The following is a 16,822-nucleotide window of genomic DNA, read 5'->3' on the forward strand; positions in this document are numbered from 1 at the left end:
CTCGCGGGACGGTTCAATCGTAGCGCAGCTCGTTGGCCTTGCCGCGGAACACCCAGTAGCTGAAGGCGGTGTAGGCGACGATCATCGGCAGGACGACCACCGCCCCGACCAGGATGATGAGCAGGCTCTCGGGTGCGCTCGCCGCCTGCCAGATCGTCAGGCGCTCGGGCACGACGTAGGGATAGAACGAGTAGGCCAGGCCCAGGAAGCCGAGCGCGAAGAGCGTGACGGCGCCCAGGAACGGCGCGAAGTCGAGCGAGTGGTCGGCGCGCGGCATGCGCCGCAGGAACACCCACAGCGCGGCGAAGAGCGCCGCGGTCGTCAGCGGGATCGGCATCAGGCCGATGATGTTGGGAAAGGCGAACCACCGCTCGAAGATGCGGGCGCTGACGAGAGGCGTCGCGGCCGAGACGATCAGCATGCCCACGGCGGTGAGCGCGAGCGCCTTGCGCGACCACGCGACGGCCCGCTTCTGCAGCTCGCCGTCGGTCTTGGCGACGAGCCAGGTCGCTCCGACCAGCAGGTAGGCGGCCGCCAGCCCCAGCGCCGCGACGAGCGCAAAGGCCTGGGCCGCCCACCCCTCCTTGAACCCCATGATGTAGAGCCCGAGCATGTAGCCCTGCGTCAGCGAGGCCAGCGTGGAGCCGGCGATGAAGGCGACGTCCCACCAGCGCCTGTACTGCTCCTGGGCCTTCACCCGGAACTCGAAGGCGACGCCGCGTAGCGTCAAGCCGAGCAGCATCAGCGCCACCGGCAGGTAGAGCGCCGACAGCACCATGCCGTGGGCGGTGGGGAAGGCGACGAGCAGCAGCCCGATGCCCAGCACCAGCCAAGTCTCGTTGGCGTCCCAGAAGGGACCGATGCTGGCCACCATGCGGTCGCGTTCGGCGCGCTCCGCGCGGGCCATCAGCATGCCCACGCCGAGGTCGTAGCCGTCCAGGATGACGTAGGCGAGGATCGACAGCCCCATCAGCGCGGCAAAGATCAGGGGCAGGGTCTGCGCGTCGAGGTGGGTCATGTCGCGACCGTGGTTGCGAGGGCCAGCGCGGGGGCCGGGGTGGCGGGCACCGGCGCCGCCTGCGGAATGCCCTTCCCGGCGAGATGGAACAGGACCGAGACATAGGCGGCGATCAGCACCGCGTAGAGCGCGAGATACATGGCGAGCGTCGTCCCGATCATCGCGGCGGGAACCTGGGACGCCGCCTGAGCCGTGGTGAGGACCCCCGTCACCAGCCAGGGCTGGCGGCCGATCTCGGTCACGTACCAGCCGGCGAGCGTCGCCACCCAGCCGGAGAACGTCATGGCCACGAGCACGACGGCGAGGGGGGCAGCGATGTCGCCCTTTCGGCGCAGCCGCCACGCCGCGATCCACGACACCGCGAGCATCAGCACGCCGATTCCAACCATAATGCGGAAGGCGAAGAACACCGGCGCCACGGGCGGATGGTTGACGGTGCCGTCGGCGGCGACGAAGTCGTTGAGACCCGGGACCACGCCCGCCGGCGAGTGCTTGAGGATCATGCTGGCGCCGGACGGGACCCCGATCTCGAAGGTGTTGCGCCGCTGGCCCGCGTCGGGGACGGCGAACAGGAGGAGCGGCACGTGGGAGCGCGTCTCCCAGTTGCCCTCCATGGCCGCGACCTTGGCGGGCTGGTGCTCGAGGGTGTTAAGCCCGTGCAGGTCGCCCACCACGATCTGCACCGGGATGAGCAGGGCGGCGAGCGCCACGCCGGTGCGCATGGCCGCCATCACGTCGGGGCCGCGGTCCCGGCGCAGCCAGCGATAGGCCGACAGGCCGGCGACCAGGAAGGCGCAGGTCAGTCCCGACGCCAGCAGCATGTGGGCGAGCCGGTAAGGCATCGACGGGTTGAAGACGATGGCCCACCAGTCCGTCGCGTGGGCCACCCCGTCGCGCAGCTCGAAGCCGGCCGGCGTGTGCATCCACGAGTTCAGCACCAGGATCCAGAAGGCCGACATGGTGGTGCCGAAGGCGACCAGGACCGTCGCGCCCGTGTGAACCCAGTTCGGCACCTTGCGGAAGCCGAACAGCATGATCCCGAGGAAGGTGGCCTCCAGGAAGAAGGCGGTGAGCACCTCGTAGGCGAGCAGCGGGCCGGCGATGTTGCCCACCCGCTCCATGAAGCCCGGCCAGTTGGTGCCGAACTGGAAGCTCATCGTGATCCCGGAGACGACGCCGAGCGCGAAGGACAGCGCGAACACCTTCACGAAGAACCGGTAGGCGTCCATCCAGCGCGTGTCGCCGGAGGCGTTGAAGCGCAGCTTGAAGTAGAGCAGCACCCAGCCGAGCGCGATCGTGATCGTCGGGAAGAGGATGTGGAAGGAAATGTTCGCGCCGAACTGGATGCGCGCGAGAAGGGTGGGGTCCATGGCGTCGGGGGTCCTATGGCCGGGATCTTGGCTCCAGGGCTCGTCAGGCGTCCCGGGCGGCTTTTCCCTTGCCGCCGGGCAACGTGAGGATCTTGTCCTTGAAGTCGAGGACCTTGACGACCTTCGAGCCGAGGCTGAGGAGCTGGATGAGCCGCTCGGTCTCCAGCTTCTGCACGTCGGAATACCAACCGGTCATCAGCTCGATGAGCTCGTGCATCTCGCGCATCCGGTCCTGGGCGTGGCGCTCGGCCTCGGAGTCGGGCGAGCGCATCAGGAGTTCGCGCAGCATCGTCAGCGTGGGGTCGATCTCGCGCTTCTTGCGCTCGTCGACGAGCGTGCGGACGATCGCGTAGATGTCGTCGGGCGTCGCGAAGAACTCGCGCCGGTCTCCCGCGACGGAGCGCTGCCGCAACAGGTTCCAGGCCTGCAGCTCCTTCAGCCCCATCGAGACGTTCGACCGCGAGATGCCGAGGCGTTCGACGATGTCGTCGGCACACAGCGGCCGCTCGGCGACGAACAGCACGGCGTAGATCTGGCCGACCGTGCGGTTGATGCCCCAGCGGCTGCCCATCTCGCCGAAGTGCAGGACGAAAGCTTCGCACAGAGGGGGGAGCTGCATCGCATTCCTCAATTTTCAGGAATTCCTGAAATATTGGAATATCCCAATCCTGTCCATGGGGTGGGATGTCGCGGGCACGGCCGCGGCGCCGCGCTCCGACTGCCCCCAAAAGGGTAGGCCCTGGCGGATCTCCGGCCACGAGAGGCCATGGACAGGCGCCGGCAGAGCCAAGCACAATCGGAAGTAGAGCCGCCGGTGTGGCGGCCCAGCAGGACTCGTCTCGAGCTTTGGGCAGAATGCCCAGGAGGATCCGATGCGCCCGTTGTCCCTGCCGTTCGCCTTCGCCACCGCCCTCGCCAGCGCCTTCGTCATTGGCCAGGCCCAGGCCGCCCAGGAGATCCTGAAGAAGGAGCCGCCGGCCGGCGCTCTGCGCTATGGGCAGATCATCTACGTCGACAATGGAAAATGCCCGAAAGGGCAGGTCATGCAGGTGATGGGCGGCCATATCAGCGCCAACACGAAGCGCAATTTCGGGACCACCAACACGGCCCGCGAGCGCAAGTGCGTCGCGCGGCCCTGACCGCCGGCGGACCGGCGCGTCCGGCCTGACGACGGCATCCTCCAGATCCGCTTTTCGCAACGGGCCGCGCCCGGGGCACTTGCCACTTGTGCCGGCTTCGCACACACTCCGCTGCACACAGGAAGGCCTCGCTCGGTATACACGAGCGCTCCGCCCGACGCGCCCTGCGCGGGTGACGAAAAGGGGCCGCAGGGGGAGGTGTCGTTGGCGAGCCGCAGCATCTCGGTCCATCACCTGACGGCTCCCGAGCTCCCGGCGCCAGACTTCGTGAGCGCGGCCGCCGGGGCCGGCTGCGCCAAGGTCGCCCTGTTTCGTGCAATCGACCAATCGGCCCGGCGTGCACTACCCCGTCGTCGCTTCCGGGGAAGCGGCCCGGGCCACCCGCCGCAGGCTGGCCGACACGGGCGTGGAGGCCTATGCGCTCGACGCCTTCATCCTGCGCCCGGACACGCTGGTGCCCGACTTCGAGCCCGCGCTCGCGGTGGGGGCGGAGCTCGGCGGCCGGCGCATCACGGCCCTGGTGGGCGATCCGGACGCCGGCCGTGCCCGCGACCGCTTCTCCGCCCTGTGCGACCTCGCGGCCTCGCACGGTCTCGCGGTGCACCTCGAATTCCACGCCATGAGCACCATCCGGACGCTGGCCGCGGCCCGGGCGTTCCTGGGCCACGACCATCCCGCGGGCGCCGGCATCGCCGCGGATTCCCTCCACCTCTTCCGGTCCGGCGAGGGCCCGCGTGCCCTCACGCAGGACAGCCCCGTTCCCGTGGTCTACGCGCAGCTCTGCGACGGCCCGGCGACGATTCCCGCCGACCGCGTGCTCGACGAGATGGTCAACGACCGCGGCGTGCCGGGCACCGGGGCGTTCGACCTGCAGGGCTTCGTGCGTGCCTTGCCGCCCGACGTCGTGATCGATCTCGAGGTGCCATGCCGCGCCCTGCGGGAGCGCGGCATGGCCCCCTACGACATCGTCGGCCATGTCGTGTCCGCCGGACGCGCGGTGATCGCGGCGGCCGAAGGCTGAGACGACCGCCTTCCGGCGGGGCCGGGGGGCTGGACAGGGGAGGGACGCCATGGCCTTCGATGGCCCGCCGGAGGACCGGCTCGCGATCCGTGAGCGGCTCGACGCCTATGGCGACGCGGTGATGCGCAAGGACGTCGAGGCCTGGATCGCCTGCTGGGCGGACGACGCGACCTGGGTGATCCGGGGTCAGACCCTGGTGGGTCTCGAGACCATCCGGAGCGCCTGGTTGAAGGCCATGGAGCGCTACGCCTTCGTCGGCTTCTACACGGCGCAGGCGGCCGTCGCGATCACCGGCGATGTGGCCCTGTCGCAGGCGCACACCCTGGAATTCCTCGTGTCGCACGACGGCGCCGAGCGCCGCCAGCACGGCTTCTACCGGGATCGCCTGGTGCGGCACGGCAGCGCCTGGCTCTTCGCCGAACGCGCCTTCGACTGTCTCCACCCGCCGTCCGAACCCCAGCCCCGGAGCCTCCCATGATCACGCGCATCGGCCTCGCACCCCGTCGGCCGGGATTGGACGTCGACACCTTCCAGGCGCACTGGCGGGGTCGGCACGGCGAACTCGCCGCCCAACTCCCCGGGGTCAGGCGCTACTGGCAGAACCACGCCGTCCTGCGCGACGGCGAGCCCCTGCTGCCCTGGACCGGGTTCGACGCCTGCGCCGAGATCGATTTCGAGAGCCTCGAGGCGATGGCCGGCGCCTTCGTCACCCCGCTCTATCTGGGCCCGATCCGGGACGACGAGGCCTACCTGATCGAGAAGACGCGCGGCGGCATGGTGCTCACCCGGCGCACGATCCTGTCCGGCGCTCCGCACCTGGAGGGCATCCGTCTCCTGACCTTCCTGAGGGCTGCTCCGGGCAAGCCCGCGCGCGATCTCCAGGCCGCCCTGGCCGAGGCGCCGGACGTGCCCGAGGCGGTCGGCCGCGAACTCTGCGCCGCCCTCGACCCCGAGGAGGCGGGAGGGCACGTCAGCGTGTTCGACGCGGTGGAGGTCCTGTGGTTCGCCACCGCGCAGGACGCGGAACGGCACGTCGTGTCCGCCGGCGCGCGGGCCCGCCGGGCGGGCTTCGCCGAACGCGTGCGCGGGGTGGAGCGGCTCATCGCACGGGTGCGCGTGATGGTCGACGCGGCCGCCGGATGACGTGTTTCCCGTGTCTTGACACTCCTTCTGGAATATATACGCTGCCTTCAACGTGCATGCAGAAGTGCCGACAAAATTATACGCACGAGAGGTCGACTGCGCACCGCAGGGAGGGCCGATGACACCGGGGAACACCCTCGACGCAAGCGTGCCGGCGCATGTGCCCGCACATCTCGTCCATGGCTTCGACTACTACAATGCACCCGAACTGAAGCGCGAGCCGCACCGTTCGATGCACGAGTTCGTGAAGTCGCGCCCGCCGATCTTCTACACGCCTCACAATGGCGGCCACTGGGTGGTGGGACGCTCGTCCGACGCGCTGGAAATGTTGCGCCAGCCGGAGAACTTCTCCAGCGATCCGCAATACAATTGGGCGGCGCGCGTGCCGCGGACCGTGCCGCAGCAATACGATCCGCCGGATCTCACCGAATACCGCAAGATCATCTCGCCCTTCTTCTCGCCCGTGGCGATCCGCGCCATGGAACCGCAGATCCGGGCGGTGGCGCGCAGCCTCATCGCCGCCGTCGAGCCGCGCGGCGGCTGCGAGTTCCTGGAGGATGTCGCCGAGGAGTTCCCGGTCGTGGTGTTCCTGCAGATGGCGGGCGCGCCGCTGTCGGACCGTCACCACCTGGTCGACCTCGCCGACAAGGCCGTTCGCGATCCCGACCGCGCCGTGCGCATGCGGGTGGTGCTGAACCTCGCCGAGTACGTGAAGGCGTCCATCGCCGACCGCCGCCGCAACCCGGGCCCCGATCTCATCAGCCACATCGCCCAGGCGCGCTTCCACGACCGCCCGCTCACCGAGGACGAACTCGTCGGCATGGGCGTGCTGCTGTTCCTGGCGGGGCTCGACACGGTCGCCGCGGCGCTCGCCTTCAGCATGCTGTTTCTGGCCCGCAATCCCGCGCACTACGCGACCTTGCGGCGCGACCCGGCCACGATCGTGCCGGCGATCGAGGAGATCCTGCGGGTGCACGGCGTGGCCGGCATGGAGCGCGGCGTCACCCACGACTTCGAGTATGGGGGCGCTCCGATGCGCCGCGGCGACCGGATCCTGTTCGTGCCGCAGCTCTACGGCTTCGACCAGCCCGGCCTCGACGATCCCTTCAAGGTCGACTTCACCCGCTCCGTGAGCCCGCATCTCGCCTTCGGCGCGGGCCCGCATCGCTGCATCGGCTCGCACCTCGCGCGCACCGAGATGCGAGTGTTCCTGGAGGAGTGGATCGCCGCGGTGCCGTCCTTCGCCATCGCGCCGGGCGCGGACGTCGCCATGCGCGGCGGCAATGTCTGGTCGCCGGTCGCCCTGCCGCTCGTCTGGCCTGCTTCGGGAGCGGCCGCATGAAGATCGCGGTCGACCGCTCGGTCTGCGCCGGACACGCGCTCTGCGCGTTGCGGGCGCCACGCGTCTACGTTCTGGACGAGGACGGCTACTGCGCCTCCGACGGCCAGGCCGTCCCGCCCGAGCTGGAGGAGGAGGCCGCGCAGGGCGCGGCCAACTGCCCCGAGCGGGCCATCACCCTGATCGAGGAGCCCGGCTGAGGGCGCTCCGCACCACATCGCACGGCAACGGGGGCCATCGAAGCACCCCATCGGGAGGAGACGTGATGAAGAAGGCAGCGCTTTTTGCGTCGGTTGCGGGCCTGCTCCTGAGCATGTCCACGGCCAGGGCCGCCGAGTACACGGTCGCGATCATCCAGTCGATGTCGGGCGCGCTCGCCTTCGTCGGCGTGCCGCTGGTCGACGGCATGAAGCTCGCCGCGGAGGAGATCAACGCGAAGCAGGAGCTGGGTCCGGGCAACACGCTGAAGCTGATCATCGAGGACGACGAGACCAACCGCGCCCAGGCCGTCTCGCTGGTGAAGCGCCACGCCGCCGACCCCAAGGTGCTGGCCATCATGGGCCCGACCACGACCGCCGTCGCCATCGCGGGCGCGCAGGCCGCCAACGAGGAGAAGATCGTCGCCCTGGTGACGACCAACAGCCCCGAGATCGCCAAGACGGGCCCCTACGGCTTCCGCCTGTCGCAGCCGCCGGAAGTGCTCATGGAGGCCATCGGCAAGTATTCGGTCGAGAAGCTCGGCATCAAGGAATGCGTCCTGATCGGCGTGCTCGACAACGCCGCCTATGTCGAGCAGACGCAGGCCTACCAGGACTACGTGACCTCCAAGGGCGTCAAGATCCTCGCGCGCGAGGGCATCAAGCAGGGCGACACGGACTTCTCCGCGCTCAGCGCCAAGGTCGCGTCCATGAACCCCGAATGCGTGTTCATGTCGGCCATCGCGCCCACGGCGGCCAACCTCATCATCCAGCTCAAGCAGGCCGGCCTGCCGCCGACCACCAAGCTCGTGGGCATGAGCAGCATGACCTCGGCGGCGCTGTTCGAGGTGGGCGGCGCGGCGGTCGAGGGCCTCTATCTCGTCGGCGACTGGGTGCCCGGCGGCGGCTCCGAGCAAGGCAAGGCCTTCGCGGCCGCCTACAAGAAGCGCTTCGGCACGGAGCCCGACAACTGGGGTCCGATGGGCTATGGCGGCCTGCGCGTCATGTCCGAGGCCATCCGCAAGTCCCTGCCCGACGCGACCCGCGACAAGATCCGGGAGAACCTGGCTCAGATCAAGGACTACCCGACCCTCTTTGGCGGCGGGAAGTTCACCTACGACCCCCAGCGCGCCCCGCGCTACGGCACCAACATCCTCGTCGTGAAGAACGGCCAGTTCGTCCTCGCGCCGAACTGAGCCGCACTGAAGTCGCTGTCATGCCCCCCAGCCCCCATCTCCCTCATCCTGAGCAGCCCGCGCAGCGGGCGTGTCGAAGGACGCAGCATGCCCGCAACGCAACCGTTGTGGGTCCTTCGACACGCGGCCTTCGGCCGCTGTTCAGGATGAGGAGGTGGGTGGCTGGTGGAGCATTCCTGTGCGTTTCGTCTCCCGCAAACTGCGCTAGCTCCACCCGCCGGGCCATCCCATGAAGGTCGTCGTTTTCGGCGCCACCGGAGACCAGGGGAGGGCGCAGGTGCGCGCCCTCGCCCAGGCGGGGCACACACCGCTTGCCGTCAGCCGCGGGGGCAACCACGCCTCGGCCTTCGGCGGCGAGGTCCAGCCCTTGCGGGCCGACTTCGGCGACCATGGCAGCCTGGCCCGGGCCGTCGCGGCCGGCGACGCGGTGTTCATCAACCTGCCGTCGACGTCGTTCCAGGCGGCCGCGCCGCTGGTCGCCGCGACCGCCGCCATCGCCGGCGCAGCCAGGGCGGCGGGATCGCGCGCCATCGTCTTCAACACGAGCCTGCCGGTTCCGCGCGACAAGCTGGGTTTTGCCGCGCAGGACGCCCGCCACGAGATGCGCCGCGCGGTCCTGGATGCCGGCGTGCCGGCGGTGATCGTCCAGCCGGTCGTCTTCCTCGACAACCTGCTGAAGGCCTGGGCCTGGCCCTCCATCGCCGCGAGCGGCACGATCGTCTACCCGCACAAGGAGACGCTCGACGTCAGCTGGATCTGCCACGACGATCTCGCGGCGCTCATGGTGGCGGCGCTGGAGCGCCCGGCGCTCGCCGGCTCGATCTTCGACGTCGGCGGGCCTGACACGGTGCGCGGTCCCGAACTCGCCCGGCGGCTCGGCGCCGCCTGGGGTCACCCCATCGCCTTCCGCAGCCAGTCGATCGAGGACTTCTGCGCCGGGATGAACGCCGTGTTCGAGCGCGTCGCCACGCTGGAGGCCGACCGGCTGGTGGGCGAGCTCGGCCGCATCTACCGCTGGTACAACGAGGCACCCGAGCATCCCTTCAAGGTGGACATGGCCCCCGTGCTCGCGAAGCTCCCCGTGACGCTGACGCCCATCGCCACGTGGGCCGCGCGGCAGACGCTTCCCGGCCCCATCGGCGGGCCGGCCGGGAGCCCCGCCGCATGATCGCGCAGCAGCTCCTCAACGGCCTCATCACCGGCTCGGTCTACGCGCTCTTCGCGCTCGGTTTCACGCTCGTCTTCGGCACGCACAAGATCCTGAACCTCGCCCACGGCAGCGTGTTCATGAGCGGTGCCTTCGCCGCCTATTTCGCCGTGTTGAACGGGCTGCCGCTGTGGTTCGCCATGGTGCTGGCCATGCTGTGCGGCGGCCTCGTGTGCTACGTCATCGAGCTTGCCGCCTTCCGGCCGCTGCGCTCGCGCGGCCAGATCGAGTTCGCCGCGCTGATCGCGTCCATCGGCGCCAACCTGATGATCTCGAGCCTGGCGCAGCGCATCTCGAACACCAAGGTCCTGCGCTTTCCCTTCGGCACCTTTCCCGTCCAGTTCTACACGGTAATGGGCGTGCGCATCTCGCTGCTGCAGATCGTCATCGTCTGCGTGGTGGCGATCCTGCTGGCGGGCCTGCTCTTCTACATGTACCGGACGTCGTTCGGCCGGCAGGTGCGCGCGGTCAGCGGCAACGAGCGCGCCGCGCGGCTGCTGGGCGTGAGCCCCAACGTGGTCTTCTTCCAGACCTTCTTCATCTCCGGGGCGCTGGCCGGCATGGCCGGCGTGCTGATCGGCCTCTCGTTCAACTCGATCCACTTCCTGATGGGCGAGCCGTACCTCCTGCGCGCCTTCGTGGTGGTGGTGCTGGGCGGGCTCGGCAGCATCACCGGCGCGGTGGTGGCCGGGCTTCTGCTCGGCGTCATCCAGACCCTGACGGTGGCCTACCTGCCGACCGGCCTCTCCGACGCGATCATCTTCTCGCTCCTGTTCATCATCCTCCTGGTGCGTCCGAGCGGGCTTTTCGGCAGCGCCATCACCGCCACCGCGGCGAGGCGCCAGTGATGAGTTTCGCAGCCTACCAGCCGCTCCTGGACTTCTTCCTGCTGAGCCTCGGCTTCGCCTACAGCCAGCAGGTCGTGCTGCGGGCCGGCGTCTTCTCCATCGCCACGCCGGCCTTCGCCGCGCTCGGCGGCTACTGCTCGGCCATCCTCGTGCAGCGCTACGGCGCGCCGGCCATTCCGTCCGTGCTGCTGGCGCTGGTGATCGGCGGCGTGGCGGGCTTCCTGATCTCGATCCCGCTGGCGCGCCTGCGCGGCGTGTTCCAGGCCATCGCCACCCTGGCCCTCGTGCAGATCGTGGTCTCGCTCGCCTATTATCTCGAGCCGCTGACCGGCGGGGCGACGGGCATCCACAACATCCCCAAGCTGGTCAACACCTGGCACCTGCTCGCGGTGGTCGCGGTGGTGATCTGGTTCATGTATGTCCTGAGCCGGTCGGGCGTGGGGCGGGCCTTCGACGTGCTGCGCCAGGACGAGATGGTCGGCGCCACGCTGGGCGTCTCCATCGCGCGCTACCATGCGCTCGCCTTCATCATCAGCGGCGCGCTCGGCGGCCTCTTCGGGGGGCTGCAGAGCCTCTACGTCTTCACCATCGAGCCGGAGATGTTCGGCTTCGCCTTCCTGACGGCGGTACTCACCTACATCATCCTGGGCGGGCCGCGCTCGGTGCTCGGCCCCATCGTCGGCACGGCGGTGATGGTGGCCCTGCCGGAGATCTCCCGCCCGCTGGCCGAGCATCGCCAGTTCGTGCAGGGCGCTATCCTGATGGCCATGATCGTGTTCCTCCCGCACGGGCTCGTCGACGGGCTCGAGGTCGCCTGGCGCCAGCGCCAGGCCCGGCGGCTCGACAAGGAGGACCGCGAGAAGCGGAGGGCTCATGCTGTCGCTGGCCCTTGAACGAGTCTCCAAGAGCTTCGGCGGCGTGCAGGCCGTCTCGGACGTGAGCCTGGAGGTGACCCCCGGCCAGATCACCGGCCTCATCGGTCCCAATGGCGCCGGCAAGACGACCGTGGTGAACCTGATCACGGGCGTGCTCCGTCTGACCGAAGGCCGGATCCGGCTCGGCGACACGGACCTGACCGAGGCCAACGCCAGCACGGTGGCGCGGCTCGGCGTCTCCCGCACCTTCCAGAACATCCGCCTGCTCAAGGAGGCGAGCGTCCTCGACAACGTGATGATCGGGTTCCACCGGCAGGAGGAGACCGGGCTGGCGGCGCAGCTCGTCGGCCTGCCGTCGTCCTGGCGCGAGAGCCGCTCCCTGGTGAAGCGGGCGCAGGCGCTTCTGGAGCGCTTCGGCATGACCCGCTTCGCCCGGCACCCGGCGGGCGCCCTCTCCTATGGCCACCAGCGGCGCGTCGAAATGATCCGCGCCATCGCCAGCGGCCCGCGGGTGCTGCTGCTGGACGAGCCCGTGGCGGGCATGAACGACGTGGAGGCGGCGGAGCTCGGGCACATCTTCGAGGACGTGGCCAAGAGCGGCGTCGCGCTGCTGCTGATCGAGCACAACATCCGCTTCGTGAACGCGCTGTGCCGGCACGTCTACGTGCTCGACAGCGGCCGCCTCATCGCGCAGGGGACGCCCGGGCAGGTCATGCACGATCCCGGCGTCATCGCCGCCTATCTGGGGACGTCGTGATGCTCGCCATCCGGGACCTGCGCGCCGCCTATGACGGGATCGAGGCCCTGCGCGGCGTCTCGCTGGAGGTGCAGGCCGGCGCCATGGTGGCGCTGGTGGGCGCCAACGGGGCGGGCAAGTCGACGCTGCTGAACTGCCTGTCCGGGATCGTTCCTGCCGCGGCCGGCAGCGTGGTCTTCGAGGGCGAGGACATCACCCGCGTCAGCGCCCACAAGATCGCCCGGCGCGGCCTCCTGCACGTGCCGGAGGGCCGGCAGATCCTGGTCGACCTCAGCGTCGAGGAGAACCTGCGCCTGGGCGCGCTCGCCGCGCGGCAGCGCGCCCGCCGCGAGACCATGGACACGGTCCTCGCGCTGTTCCCGATCCTCAAGGACAAGCTGCGCCAGCAGGCCGGCGCCCTCTCCGGCGGCCAGCAGCAGATGCTCGCCATCGGCCGCGCCCTGATGGGCGAGCCGCGCATGCTGCTCCTCGACGAGCCGAGCCTCGGGCTCGCTCCCCTCGTCACCGACCAGGTCTTCGCGGCGCTGCGCACGCTCAACGCCGGCGGCCTCACGATCCTCCTGGTCGAACAGAACGCCCGCCGCGCCTTCCTTTCCACCTCCTGGGCCTACCTGCTCGACCAGGGCACCATCGCCAAGGACGGCCCCAGCGCGGCGCTGGCGCAGGACGCGGAGGTGATCGCGCGGTACCTCGGGCACCTGGCGGCGGGGGAGGGGTAGAGCCGCCACGCCAGTCGGCATGAAGCGTACCCGCGTCGCGCTTGGCGGGAACCGACGGTTTCGCCGGAGGTTGGAGATGCTCCTGCAATGCTCAAGGAGCTTACTGATGAGGCATCTCCTCGCCGCCGCACTTCTGACCGTCATGGCCGTTCCGGCCCTCGCGCAGACGACGGCGCCGGCCGCCAACCCCAATCCCAGCACGCCTGCGGTGACCACGCCCAACTCCGGCAACAATCCGGGGGCTCCCGCCGCGGGCGCCAACAGCTTCACCGAGGGGCAGGCCAAGTCCCGGATCGAGGCCGCGGGGTACACCGGGGTGACGGGGCTGATGAAGGACAAAGACGGCATCTGGCGCGGCCAGGCCACCAAGGCCGGCAAGTCCCAGGCCGTCAGCCTCGATTACCAGGGCAACGTCGTCCCCAAGTGAGGACGCCCCACCCCAGTGACATTGAATAAGGAGCTATCATGACGAAGACCGTTACCGCGATGTTCGACGACTACCAGTCCGGCGCTGCCGCCGTGCGTGCCCTCGAGACCGCCGGCGTTCCTGCGTCCGACATCAGCATTATCGCCAACAATGCCGACAACTGGCATACCGGTGCCGAGCGTACCTCCGAGGCGGCCGAGGATGCCGGCAAGGGCGCCGGCGTCGGAGCCGCGGTCGGTGGTGTCGGCGGCCTGCTGGCAGGGTTGGGCATGCTCGCGATCCCCGGCCTCGGTCCGATCGTGGCGGCCGGCTGGCTTGCCTCGACGGCGGCCGGTGCCGTCACGGGCGCGGTCGTCGGTGCCGCCGCCGGCGGCCTGGTCGGTAGCCTGACCGAAGCCGGCGTGCCGGAGCGCGACGCCCACGTCTATGCCGAGGGCGTCCGCCGTGGCGGAACGCTGGTCACCGCGAAGGTGCCGGATTCCATGGCCACCGAAGCCCAGGCGATTCTGCAGCGCAACCGCTCCGTCGACCTGACCCACCGCGCCGCGGCCTACCGCGAGAGCGGCTGGTCGTCGTTCGACGAGTCGGCCCCGGCCTACACGGCCGAGGAGGTCCAGCGCGAGCGCACCCGCTACATGACGCGCTGATTGCCCCTGCAGTGATGTCGTTCGCCGGCGGGTCGTCTTGGCCTGCCGGCGTTTTCACATCCGGATCGAGCTGGGTCCCCGATCAACGTCATCGATCGGCAGTCCCTCGCGCGATCGGGCGCGGGGCGAGGTCCCGAAAACGAAAACCCGAAGATTTTCAACGTTGAATGGCGGGCCGAAGACGAAGAAACGGAGAACTACACCTACGCTATAGCCCTCCAAAATTGAGGCGCAAGCGAATGGCTGGCCACGTCAAGCGCTGTGGCGGCGCGTGCCGTGGCAATGAAACTGCGGCTTGGTGCCGGTGCCGATCTGCATCAAGATCCGGTCAGCCCGCACACATCGACGTATTGTCGCGCTATCTTCTGCTATTTTCGCCGGCCAAAGGGGCCGTAGATTCAGGAACGGCGGACGAACTATCGCGCAGACTGATAGGCGGCGATCGCCGCTTCCTTGGCGTCGTTCAACGCCTGCAGCTCGTTCTGAAGCTTCCCGGTCGCGGTCGGGCCGGACAGCGTAATGATACCGATAATGGCAAAGCCGAAGTCGAGGCAGGCGCAGATGCCGCGGATCGTCTCGTGGTGGCCTGAGCCGTATAGGCTGGTGTAGGTGACGGCCACCATGCCGTCCGGTCGATCTTCGTTGATCGACACATGGCCGAAAACGCCCTTCAGATTGGGGTGCGCGCCGTAGTCGATCGCGCCCTCGTAGGCCTCTTTGGCGAGCCTACCGATATCCGGAGCCTTATGGGCAAAACCCTTGATCGCCTTATCGAAGGTGAAGGCGTTGCGGCAAGCCTTCTTGTCGGCCTCGCTGCGGTGTCGGTTGCCCCAGACCTCGGAAAGGGCGGGCTGCTGCTCCATGAGGTAACCATAGCTTGCAGATTCGAGGGCGGTCCGCAGAAGTGGAAAAACCGCTGCCGGATGCCCGCTTAATGCCATGCGCGCCGCGCCGAGGAACATCTGGTAGGCGTTGAGGAAGAGGACGAAGGCGAAGGCCGACGTCGGCGATACGTGATCCCACACGTCGCGCCGAAAATAGGCGTCGTACTGCAACAGCGCCTTCAGCAAGGGGCTGTCGGCTGCCCGCAGCTCGTGCACGGTCTCCTCGGCCGCCGCCATGTATTGCACGAGCCCGTCGCCCAACTCGACCCGTGCTTTGCCTTCCTTCATGCGCCGCCCGTCCACTGGACGGAGCGGATGAAGTCTTCCCGACTCCATCGAGTGAGCGCGTATTCGCCCTTTTTGAGGGGAATTCCGCCGGTTACGCGCCGCGCAAGCTCGTCGCCGGCGAGGAAGAAAATGTGAGTTTCGCACTCAAGGAAAACATAGCCCGTCGCTCGTTTCCACTTCTCGATGAACTGTTTGCTACGGCCCATCCACTGCATGATCGCATAGCGGCGGCCATCGATCTCGACGGGCCGGGCTCCCCAATTCATTGAGGCCTTGAAGCTCCAGCCGGTGAAGCTCGACGGCCCGTCATGAACGTGGACGAGCCAATACATTCGGTGGCCCTGACGATAAAAGGCTTCGCGTGCCGCTCGTTCCTCCTCCGAAATCGGAGAGTATTGCAGCTCCAGAACGGCCGCGTGCGCGGTACCAGCGTTGCAAAGCACGTCGGCCCTGTGGCGCTCGCCGGTCGCTTGGTCGATCAGACCGACCTCGCGGCAGTTCTCGGGAAAGGCCTCTTTCCAGCCTAGATGCCAGGGGCCTTCCGGTTCGCTCCATGGATCGCAATCCCCGGCCTTGTGCCGCCAGTGCCTGACATTCTCGACCGGCATGACGGAGGTCAGCAACCCGCCGCAATCACGGCAGACCGTGCTTTCCCCTTTTGTGAGGGGGGCGCGCTTTATTCCGTCAATCCAAGCGTAAAGCATCCATCCCCGCTACAGTGTTTTGGGCCTTTCAGGATCGGCCTCCCGGAAGCGCCGAGTCTAGTCGAATCTGATTTGAACATTAGCGTGAGGTCTTTCCGGGAGGCGAGGAAGGCAATTCCGTTTCTATAAAGACATAGCTTTATACGAGGCGGATGTCAGTGGCCGTAGTGTCCAAGATATTTTAGGATCGTAGATGACGACAGGGAGGGAAGGTGTGGCAAGGAAAAGTGCTGTATCGAAGGCGATCTACACGCGCCACATCCGGCTTTACCGCTATCTCAACGACGCATGGATATTTACGTCGCTGCTGCGACCGGAGTTGAAGACGCGCGCGGACAAGCTCCAGACTTCAAAGAGCAAGGCAAAAAAGCCCTATCCGGTACCGAAGCGCAAAGGCACGGTGACAAGCCGGCGCCGGGACGAGGATATCGGCTTGATCTTCTACGCCCAGCACGAGCGGGGCGTCTTTGAGACGAACATCGTCTCGATGGTGTCGCGGGTCGAAGCCTTCATCCAGGACTGTATTGCGATCGCCGCGAGTACCTTTCCCGCCAAGCTATCGGTTCTGGCGGACAAGAGCGGTATTCCCCTCGACCTGTTCCTTGAGCACGAGGACCGGGATGACGTGATCCGCCGTTTCGTCGCGCTGAAGTGCGAGGGACTGATGTTTGGCAAACCGTCCGAATATCTCGACAAGGCGGCGAAGGTGCTGTCGATTGAGCTTGAGCCAGAAACAGTGCGCGCCTTCATCGAGATCAAGGCCTCACGGGATATCATCATCCACAACAGCGGGCTCATCAACAAGCTCTACGTCGAGAAGGCGGGCGAAAAGCGTCGGGGCGAGGCTGGGGAAGAACTGATCATTGACGATGCTTATTTCCGGCACGTCATCGTAACACTAAAGGCGCTGGCCGGGGCCATCCAGTCGAAGACGGAAGCGGTCTACAAGTAGCTGCTCCGCTCCTGCGGCGTGACGCCTTTTTAGCGGCGGGTATCTCAGGATCAATGGGCGTCCGAGTTTAGAATAAAGCTGAGCGTGTTTG

20 protein-coding genes are annotated in these 16,822 nt (G+C 68.0%); 15 read left to right on the forward strand and 5 right to left on the reverse strand.

The annotated features are described in order from the left end of the window. Positions 1 to 13: 13 nt before the first annotated feature. The 3 genes from cydB to Q0Q47_RS09615 are packed head-to-tail and all read right to left on the reverse strand — an operon-like array spanning position 14 to position 3,007. Entirely contained in the window at positions 14 to 1,018 is a 1,005-nt protein-coding gene (cydB, locus tag Q0Q47_RS09605; RefSeq protein ID WP_293858016.1) for a cytochrome d ubiquinol oxidase subunit II, read from the reverse strand. After that, the gene (locus Q0Q47_RS09610; protein ID WP_293858019.1) at positions 1,015 to 2,388 is read right to left on the reverse strand and encodes a cytochrome ubiquinol oxidase subunit I; all 1,374 of its coding nucleotides are present in this window, start codon (positions 2,386 to 2,388) and stop codon (positions 1,015 to 1,017) included. Before Q0Q47_RS09610 ends, cydB begins: the two co-directional genes overlap by 4 nt. Positions 2,389 to 2,431: 43 nt before the next feature. Beyond that, a complete protein-coding gene (locus Q0Q47_RS09615; protein ID WP_293858022.1) occupies positions 2,432 to 3,007 on the reverse strand; it encodes a GbsR/MarR family transcriptional regulator in 576 nt (191 codons plus the stop codon). A gap of 253 nt (positions 3,008 to 3,260) precedes the next feature. On the opposite strand from Q0Q47_RS09615, the gene Q0Q47_RS09620 reads away from it, so the two are divergent. From Q0Q47_RS09620 to Q0Q47_RS09685, 14 genes are all read left to right on the forward strand, one after another. Then, positions 3,261 to 3,527 carry a DUF6719 family protein gene (locus tag Q0Q47_RS09620; protein ID WP_293858025.1) on the forward strand — a complete coding sequence of 89 codons (267 nt, stop codon included), beginning with the start codon at positions 3,261 to 3,263 and terminating at the stop codon, positions 3,525 to 3,527. Positions 3,528 to 3,840: 313 nt separating this feature from the next. Beyond that, positions 3,841 to 4,548, forward strand: coding sequence for a TIM barrel protein (locus Q0Q47_RS09625; RefSeq protein WP_293858028.1), 708 nt, complete (start codon positions 3,841 to 3,843; stop codon positions 4,546 to 4,548). 49 nt (positions 4,549 to 4,597) lie between these two features. Then, entirely contained in the window at positions 4,598 to 5,026 is a 429-nt protein-coding gene (locus tag Q0Q47_RS09630; RefSeq protein ID WP_293858031.1) for a nuclear transport factor 2 family protein, read from the forward strand. Beyond that, on the forward strand, positions 5,023 to 5,691 hold the full coding sequence (locus Q0Q47_RS09635; protein ID WP_293858034.1) for an EthD domain-containing protein: 669 nt from the start codon (positions 5,023 to 5,025) through the stop codon (positions 5,689 to 5,691). Before Q0Q47_RS09630 ends, Q0Q47_RS09635 begins: the two co-directional genes overlap by 4 nt. A 118-nt stretch (positions 5,692 to 5,809) precedes the next feature. Then, positions 5,810 to 7,033: a cytochrome P450 gene (locus Q0Q47_RS09640; protein WP_293858037.1), complete on the forward strand. Its 1,224-nt coding sequence runs from the start codon at positions 5,810 to 5,812 to the stop codon at positions 7,031 to 7,033. Continuing rightward, positions 7,030 to 7,230 carry a ferredoxin gene (locus tag Q0Q47_RS09645; protein WP_293858040.1) on the forward strand — a complete coding sequence of 67 codons (201 nt, stop codon included), beginning with the start codon at positions 7,030 to 7,032 and terminating at the stop codon, positions 7,228 to 7,230. Before Q0Q47_RS09640 ends, Q0Q47_RS09645 begins: the two co-directional genes overlap by 4 nt. A gap of 65 nt (positions 7,231 to 7,295) precedes the next feature. Next, a complete protein-coding gene (locus Q0Q47_RS09650; protein ID WP_293858043.1) occupies positions 7,296 to 8,423 on the forward strand; it encodes an ABC transporter substrate-binding protein in 1,128 nt (375 codons plus the stop codon). Positions 8,424 to 8,652: 229 nt separating this feature from the next. Continuing rightward, a complete protein-coding gene (locus tag Q0Q47_RS09655; RefSeq protein ID WP_293858046.1) occupies positions 8,653 to 9,591 on the forward strand; it encodes an SDR family oxidoreductase in 939 nt (312 codons plus the stop codon). Next, a complete protein-coding gene (locus Q0Q47_RS09660) occupies positions 9,588 to 10,478 on the forward strand; it encodes a branched-chain amino acid ABC transporter permease (protein WP_293858049.1) in 891 nt (296 codons plus the stop codon). Before Q0Q47_RS09655 ends, Q0Q47_RS09660 begins: the two co-directional genes overlap by 4 nt. Next, positions 10,478 to 11,371 (forward strand): branched-chain amino acid ABC transporter permease, encoded by an 894-nt coding sequence (locus Q0Q47_RS09665; protein WP_293858052.1) that lies wholly within the window; start codon positions 10,478 to 10,480, stop codon positions 11,369 to 11,371. The genes Q0Q47_RS09660 and Q0Q47_RS09665 overlap by 1 nt, the downstream gene beginning before the upstream one ends. Further along, on the forward strand, positions 11,352 to 12,110 hold the full coding sequence (locus Q0Q47_RS09670; RefSeq protein ID WP_293858055.1) for an ABC transporter ATP-binding protein: 759 nt from the start codon (positions 11,352 to 11,354) through the stop codon (positions 12,108 to 12,110). Before Q0Q47_RS09665 ends, Q0Q47_RS09670 begins: the two co-directional genes overlap by 20 nt. Beyond that, positions 12,110 to 12,829, forward strand: coding sequence for an ABC transporter ATP-binding protein (locus Q0Q47_RS09675; protein ID WP_293858058.1), 720 nt, complete (start codon positions 12,110 to 12,112; stop codon positions 12,827 to 12,829). The genes Q0Q47_RS09670 and Q0Q47_RS09675 overlap by 1 nt, the downstream gene beginning before the upstream one ends. A gap of 103 nt (positions 12,830 to 12,932) precedes the next feature. After that, positions 12,933 to 13,256 (forward strand): PepSY domain-containing protein, encoded by a 324-nt coding sequence (locus tag Q0Q47_RS09680; protein ID WP_293858116.1) that lies wholly within the window; start codon positions 12,933 to 12,935, stop codon positions 13,254 to 13,256. A gap of 38 nt (positions 13,257 to 13,294) precedes the next feature. Further along, the gene (locus tag Q0Q47_RS09685) at positions 13,295 to 13,903 is read left to right on the forward strand and encodes a general stress protein (protein ID WP_293858061.1); all 609 of its coding nucleotides are present in this window, start codon (positions 13,295 to 13,297) and stop codon (positions 13,901 to 13,903) included. A gap of 416 nt (positions 13,904 to 14,319) precedes the next feature. Here the strand turns inward: Q0Q47_RS09685 and Q0Q47_RS09690 are convergent, their stop codons facing one another. Together Q0Q47_RS09690 and Q0Q47_RS09695 are read right to left on the reverse strand one after the other, a co-directional pair. Further along, positions 14,320 to 15,075 carry a hypothetical protein gene (locus Q0Q47_RS09690; RefSeq protein WP_183788628.1) on the reverse strand — a complete coding sequence of 252 codons (756 nt, stop codon included), beginning with the start codon at positions 15,073 to 15,075 and terminating at the stop codon, positions 14,320 to 14,322. Continuing rightward, positions 15,072 to 15,683, reverse strand: coding sequence for a hypothetical protein (locus Q0Q47_RS09695; RefSeq protein ID WP_293858069.1), 612 nt, complete (start codon positions 15,681 to 15,683; stop codon positions 15,072 to 15,074). The genes Q0Q47_RS09690 and Q0Q47_RS09695 overlap by 4 nt, the downstream gene beginning before the upstream one ends. Before the next feature lie 289 nt (positions 15,684 to 15,972). Here Q0Q47_RS09695 and Q0Q47_RS09700 point away from each other — a divergent pair, with 289 nt between their 5' ends. Beyond that, entirely contained in the window at positions 15,973 to 16,731 is a 759-nt protein-coding gene (locus Q0Q47_RS09700; protein ID WP_293858072.1) for a hypothetical protein, read from the forward strand. The last annotated feature ends 91 nt before the right edge of the window (positions 16,732 to 16,822 follow it).

The organism is uncultured Alsobacter sp., from assembly GCF_945952055.1.
Lineage (GTDB): Bacteria > Pseudomonadota > Alphaproteobacteria > Rhizobiales > Beijerinckiaceae > Alsobacter.

Bases quoted from the DNA above. Each gene is read 5' to 3' on its own strand.
- cydB (WP_293858016.1), bottom strand. From the start codon at position 1,018: ATGACCCACCTCGACGCGCAGACCCTGCCCCTGATCTTTGCCGCGCTG.
- Q0Q47_RS09610 (WP_293858019.1), bottom strand. From the start codon at position 2,388: ATGGACCCCACCCTTCTCGCGCGCATCCAGTTCGGCGCGAACATTTCC.
- Q0Q47_RS09615 (WP_293858022.1), bottom strand. From the start codon at position 3,007: ATGCAGCTCCCCCCTCTGTGCGAAGCTTTCGTCCTGCACTTCGGCGAG.
- Q0Q47_RS09620 (WP_293858025.1), top strand. From the start codon at position 3,261: ATGCGCCCGTTGTCCCTGCCGTTCGCCTTCGCCACCGCCCTCGCCAGC.
- Q0Q47_RS09630 (WP_293858031.1), top strand. From the start codon at position 4,598: ATGGCCTTCGATGGCCCGCCGGAGGACCGGCTCGCGATCCGTGAGCGG.
- Q0Q47_RS09635 (WP_293858034.1), top strand. From the start codon at position 5,023: ATGATCACGCGCATCGGCCTCGCACCCCGTCGGCCGGGATTGGACGTC.
- Q0Q47_RS09640 (WP_293858037.1), top strand. From the start codon at position 5,810: ATGACACCGGGGAACACCCTCGACGCAAGCGTGCCGGCGCATGTGCCC.
- Q0Q47_RS09645 (WP_293858040.1), top strand. From the start codon at position 7,030: ATGAAGATCGCGGTCGACCGCTCGGTCTGCGCCGGACACGCGCTCTGC.
- Q0Q47_RS09650 (WP_293858043.1), top strand. From the start codon at position 7,296: ATGAAGAAGGCAGCGCTTTTTGCGTCGGTTGCGGGCCTGCTCCTGAGC.
- Q0Q47_RS09655 (WP_293858046.1), top strand. From the start codon at position 8,653: ATGAAGGTCGTCGTTTTCGGCGCCACCGGAGACCAGGGGAGGGCGCAG.
- Q0Q47_RS09660 (WP_293858049.1), top strand. From the start codon at position 9,588: ATGATCGCGCAGCAGCTCCTCAACGGCCTCATCACCGGCTCGGTCTAC.
- Q0Q47_RS09665 (WP_293858052.1), top strand. From the start codon at position 10,478: ATGAGTTTCGCAGCCTACCAGCCGCTCCTGGACTTCTTCCTGCTGAGC.
- Q0Q47_RS09670 (WP_293858055.1), top strand. From the start codon at position 11,352: ATGCTGTCGCTGGCCCTTGAACGAGTCTCCAAGAGCTTCGGCGGCGTG.
- Q0Q47_RS09675 (WP_293858058.1), top strand. From the start codon at position 12,110: ATGCTCGCCATCCGGGACCTGCGCGCCGCCTATGACGGGATCGAGGCC.
- Q0Q47_RS09685 (WP_293858061.1), top strand. From the start codon at position 13,295: ATGACGAAGACCGTTACCGCGATGTTCGACGACTACCAGTCCGGCGCT.
- Q0Q47_RS09690 (WP_183788628.1), bottom strand. From the start codon at position 15,075: ATGAAGGAAGGCAAAGCACGGGTCGAGTTGGGCGACGGGCTCGTGCAA.
- Q0Q47_RS09695 (WP_293858069.1), bottom strand. From the start codon at position 15,683: ATGCCGGTCGAGAATGTCAGGCACTGGCGGCACAAGGCCGGGGATTGC.
- Q0Q47_RS09700 (WP_293858072.1), top strand. From the start codon at position 15,973: ATGACGACAGGGAGGGAAGGTGTGGCAAGGAAAAGTGCTGTATCGAAG.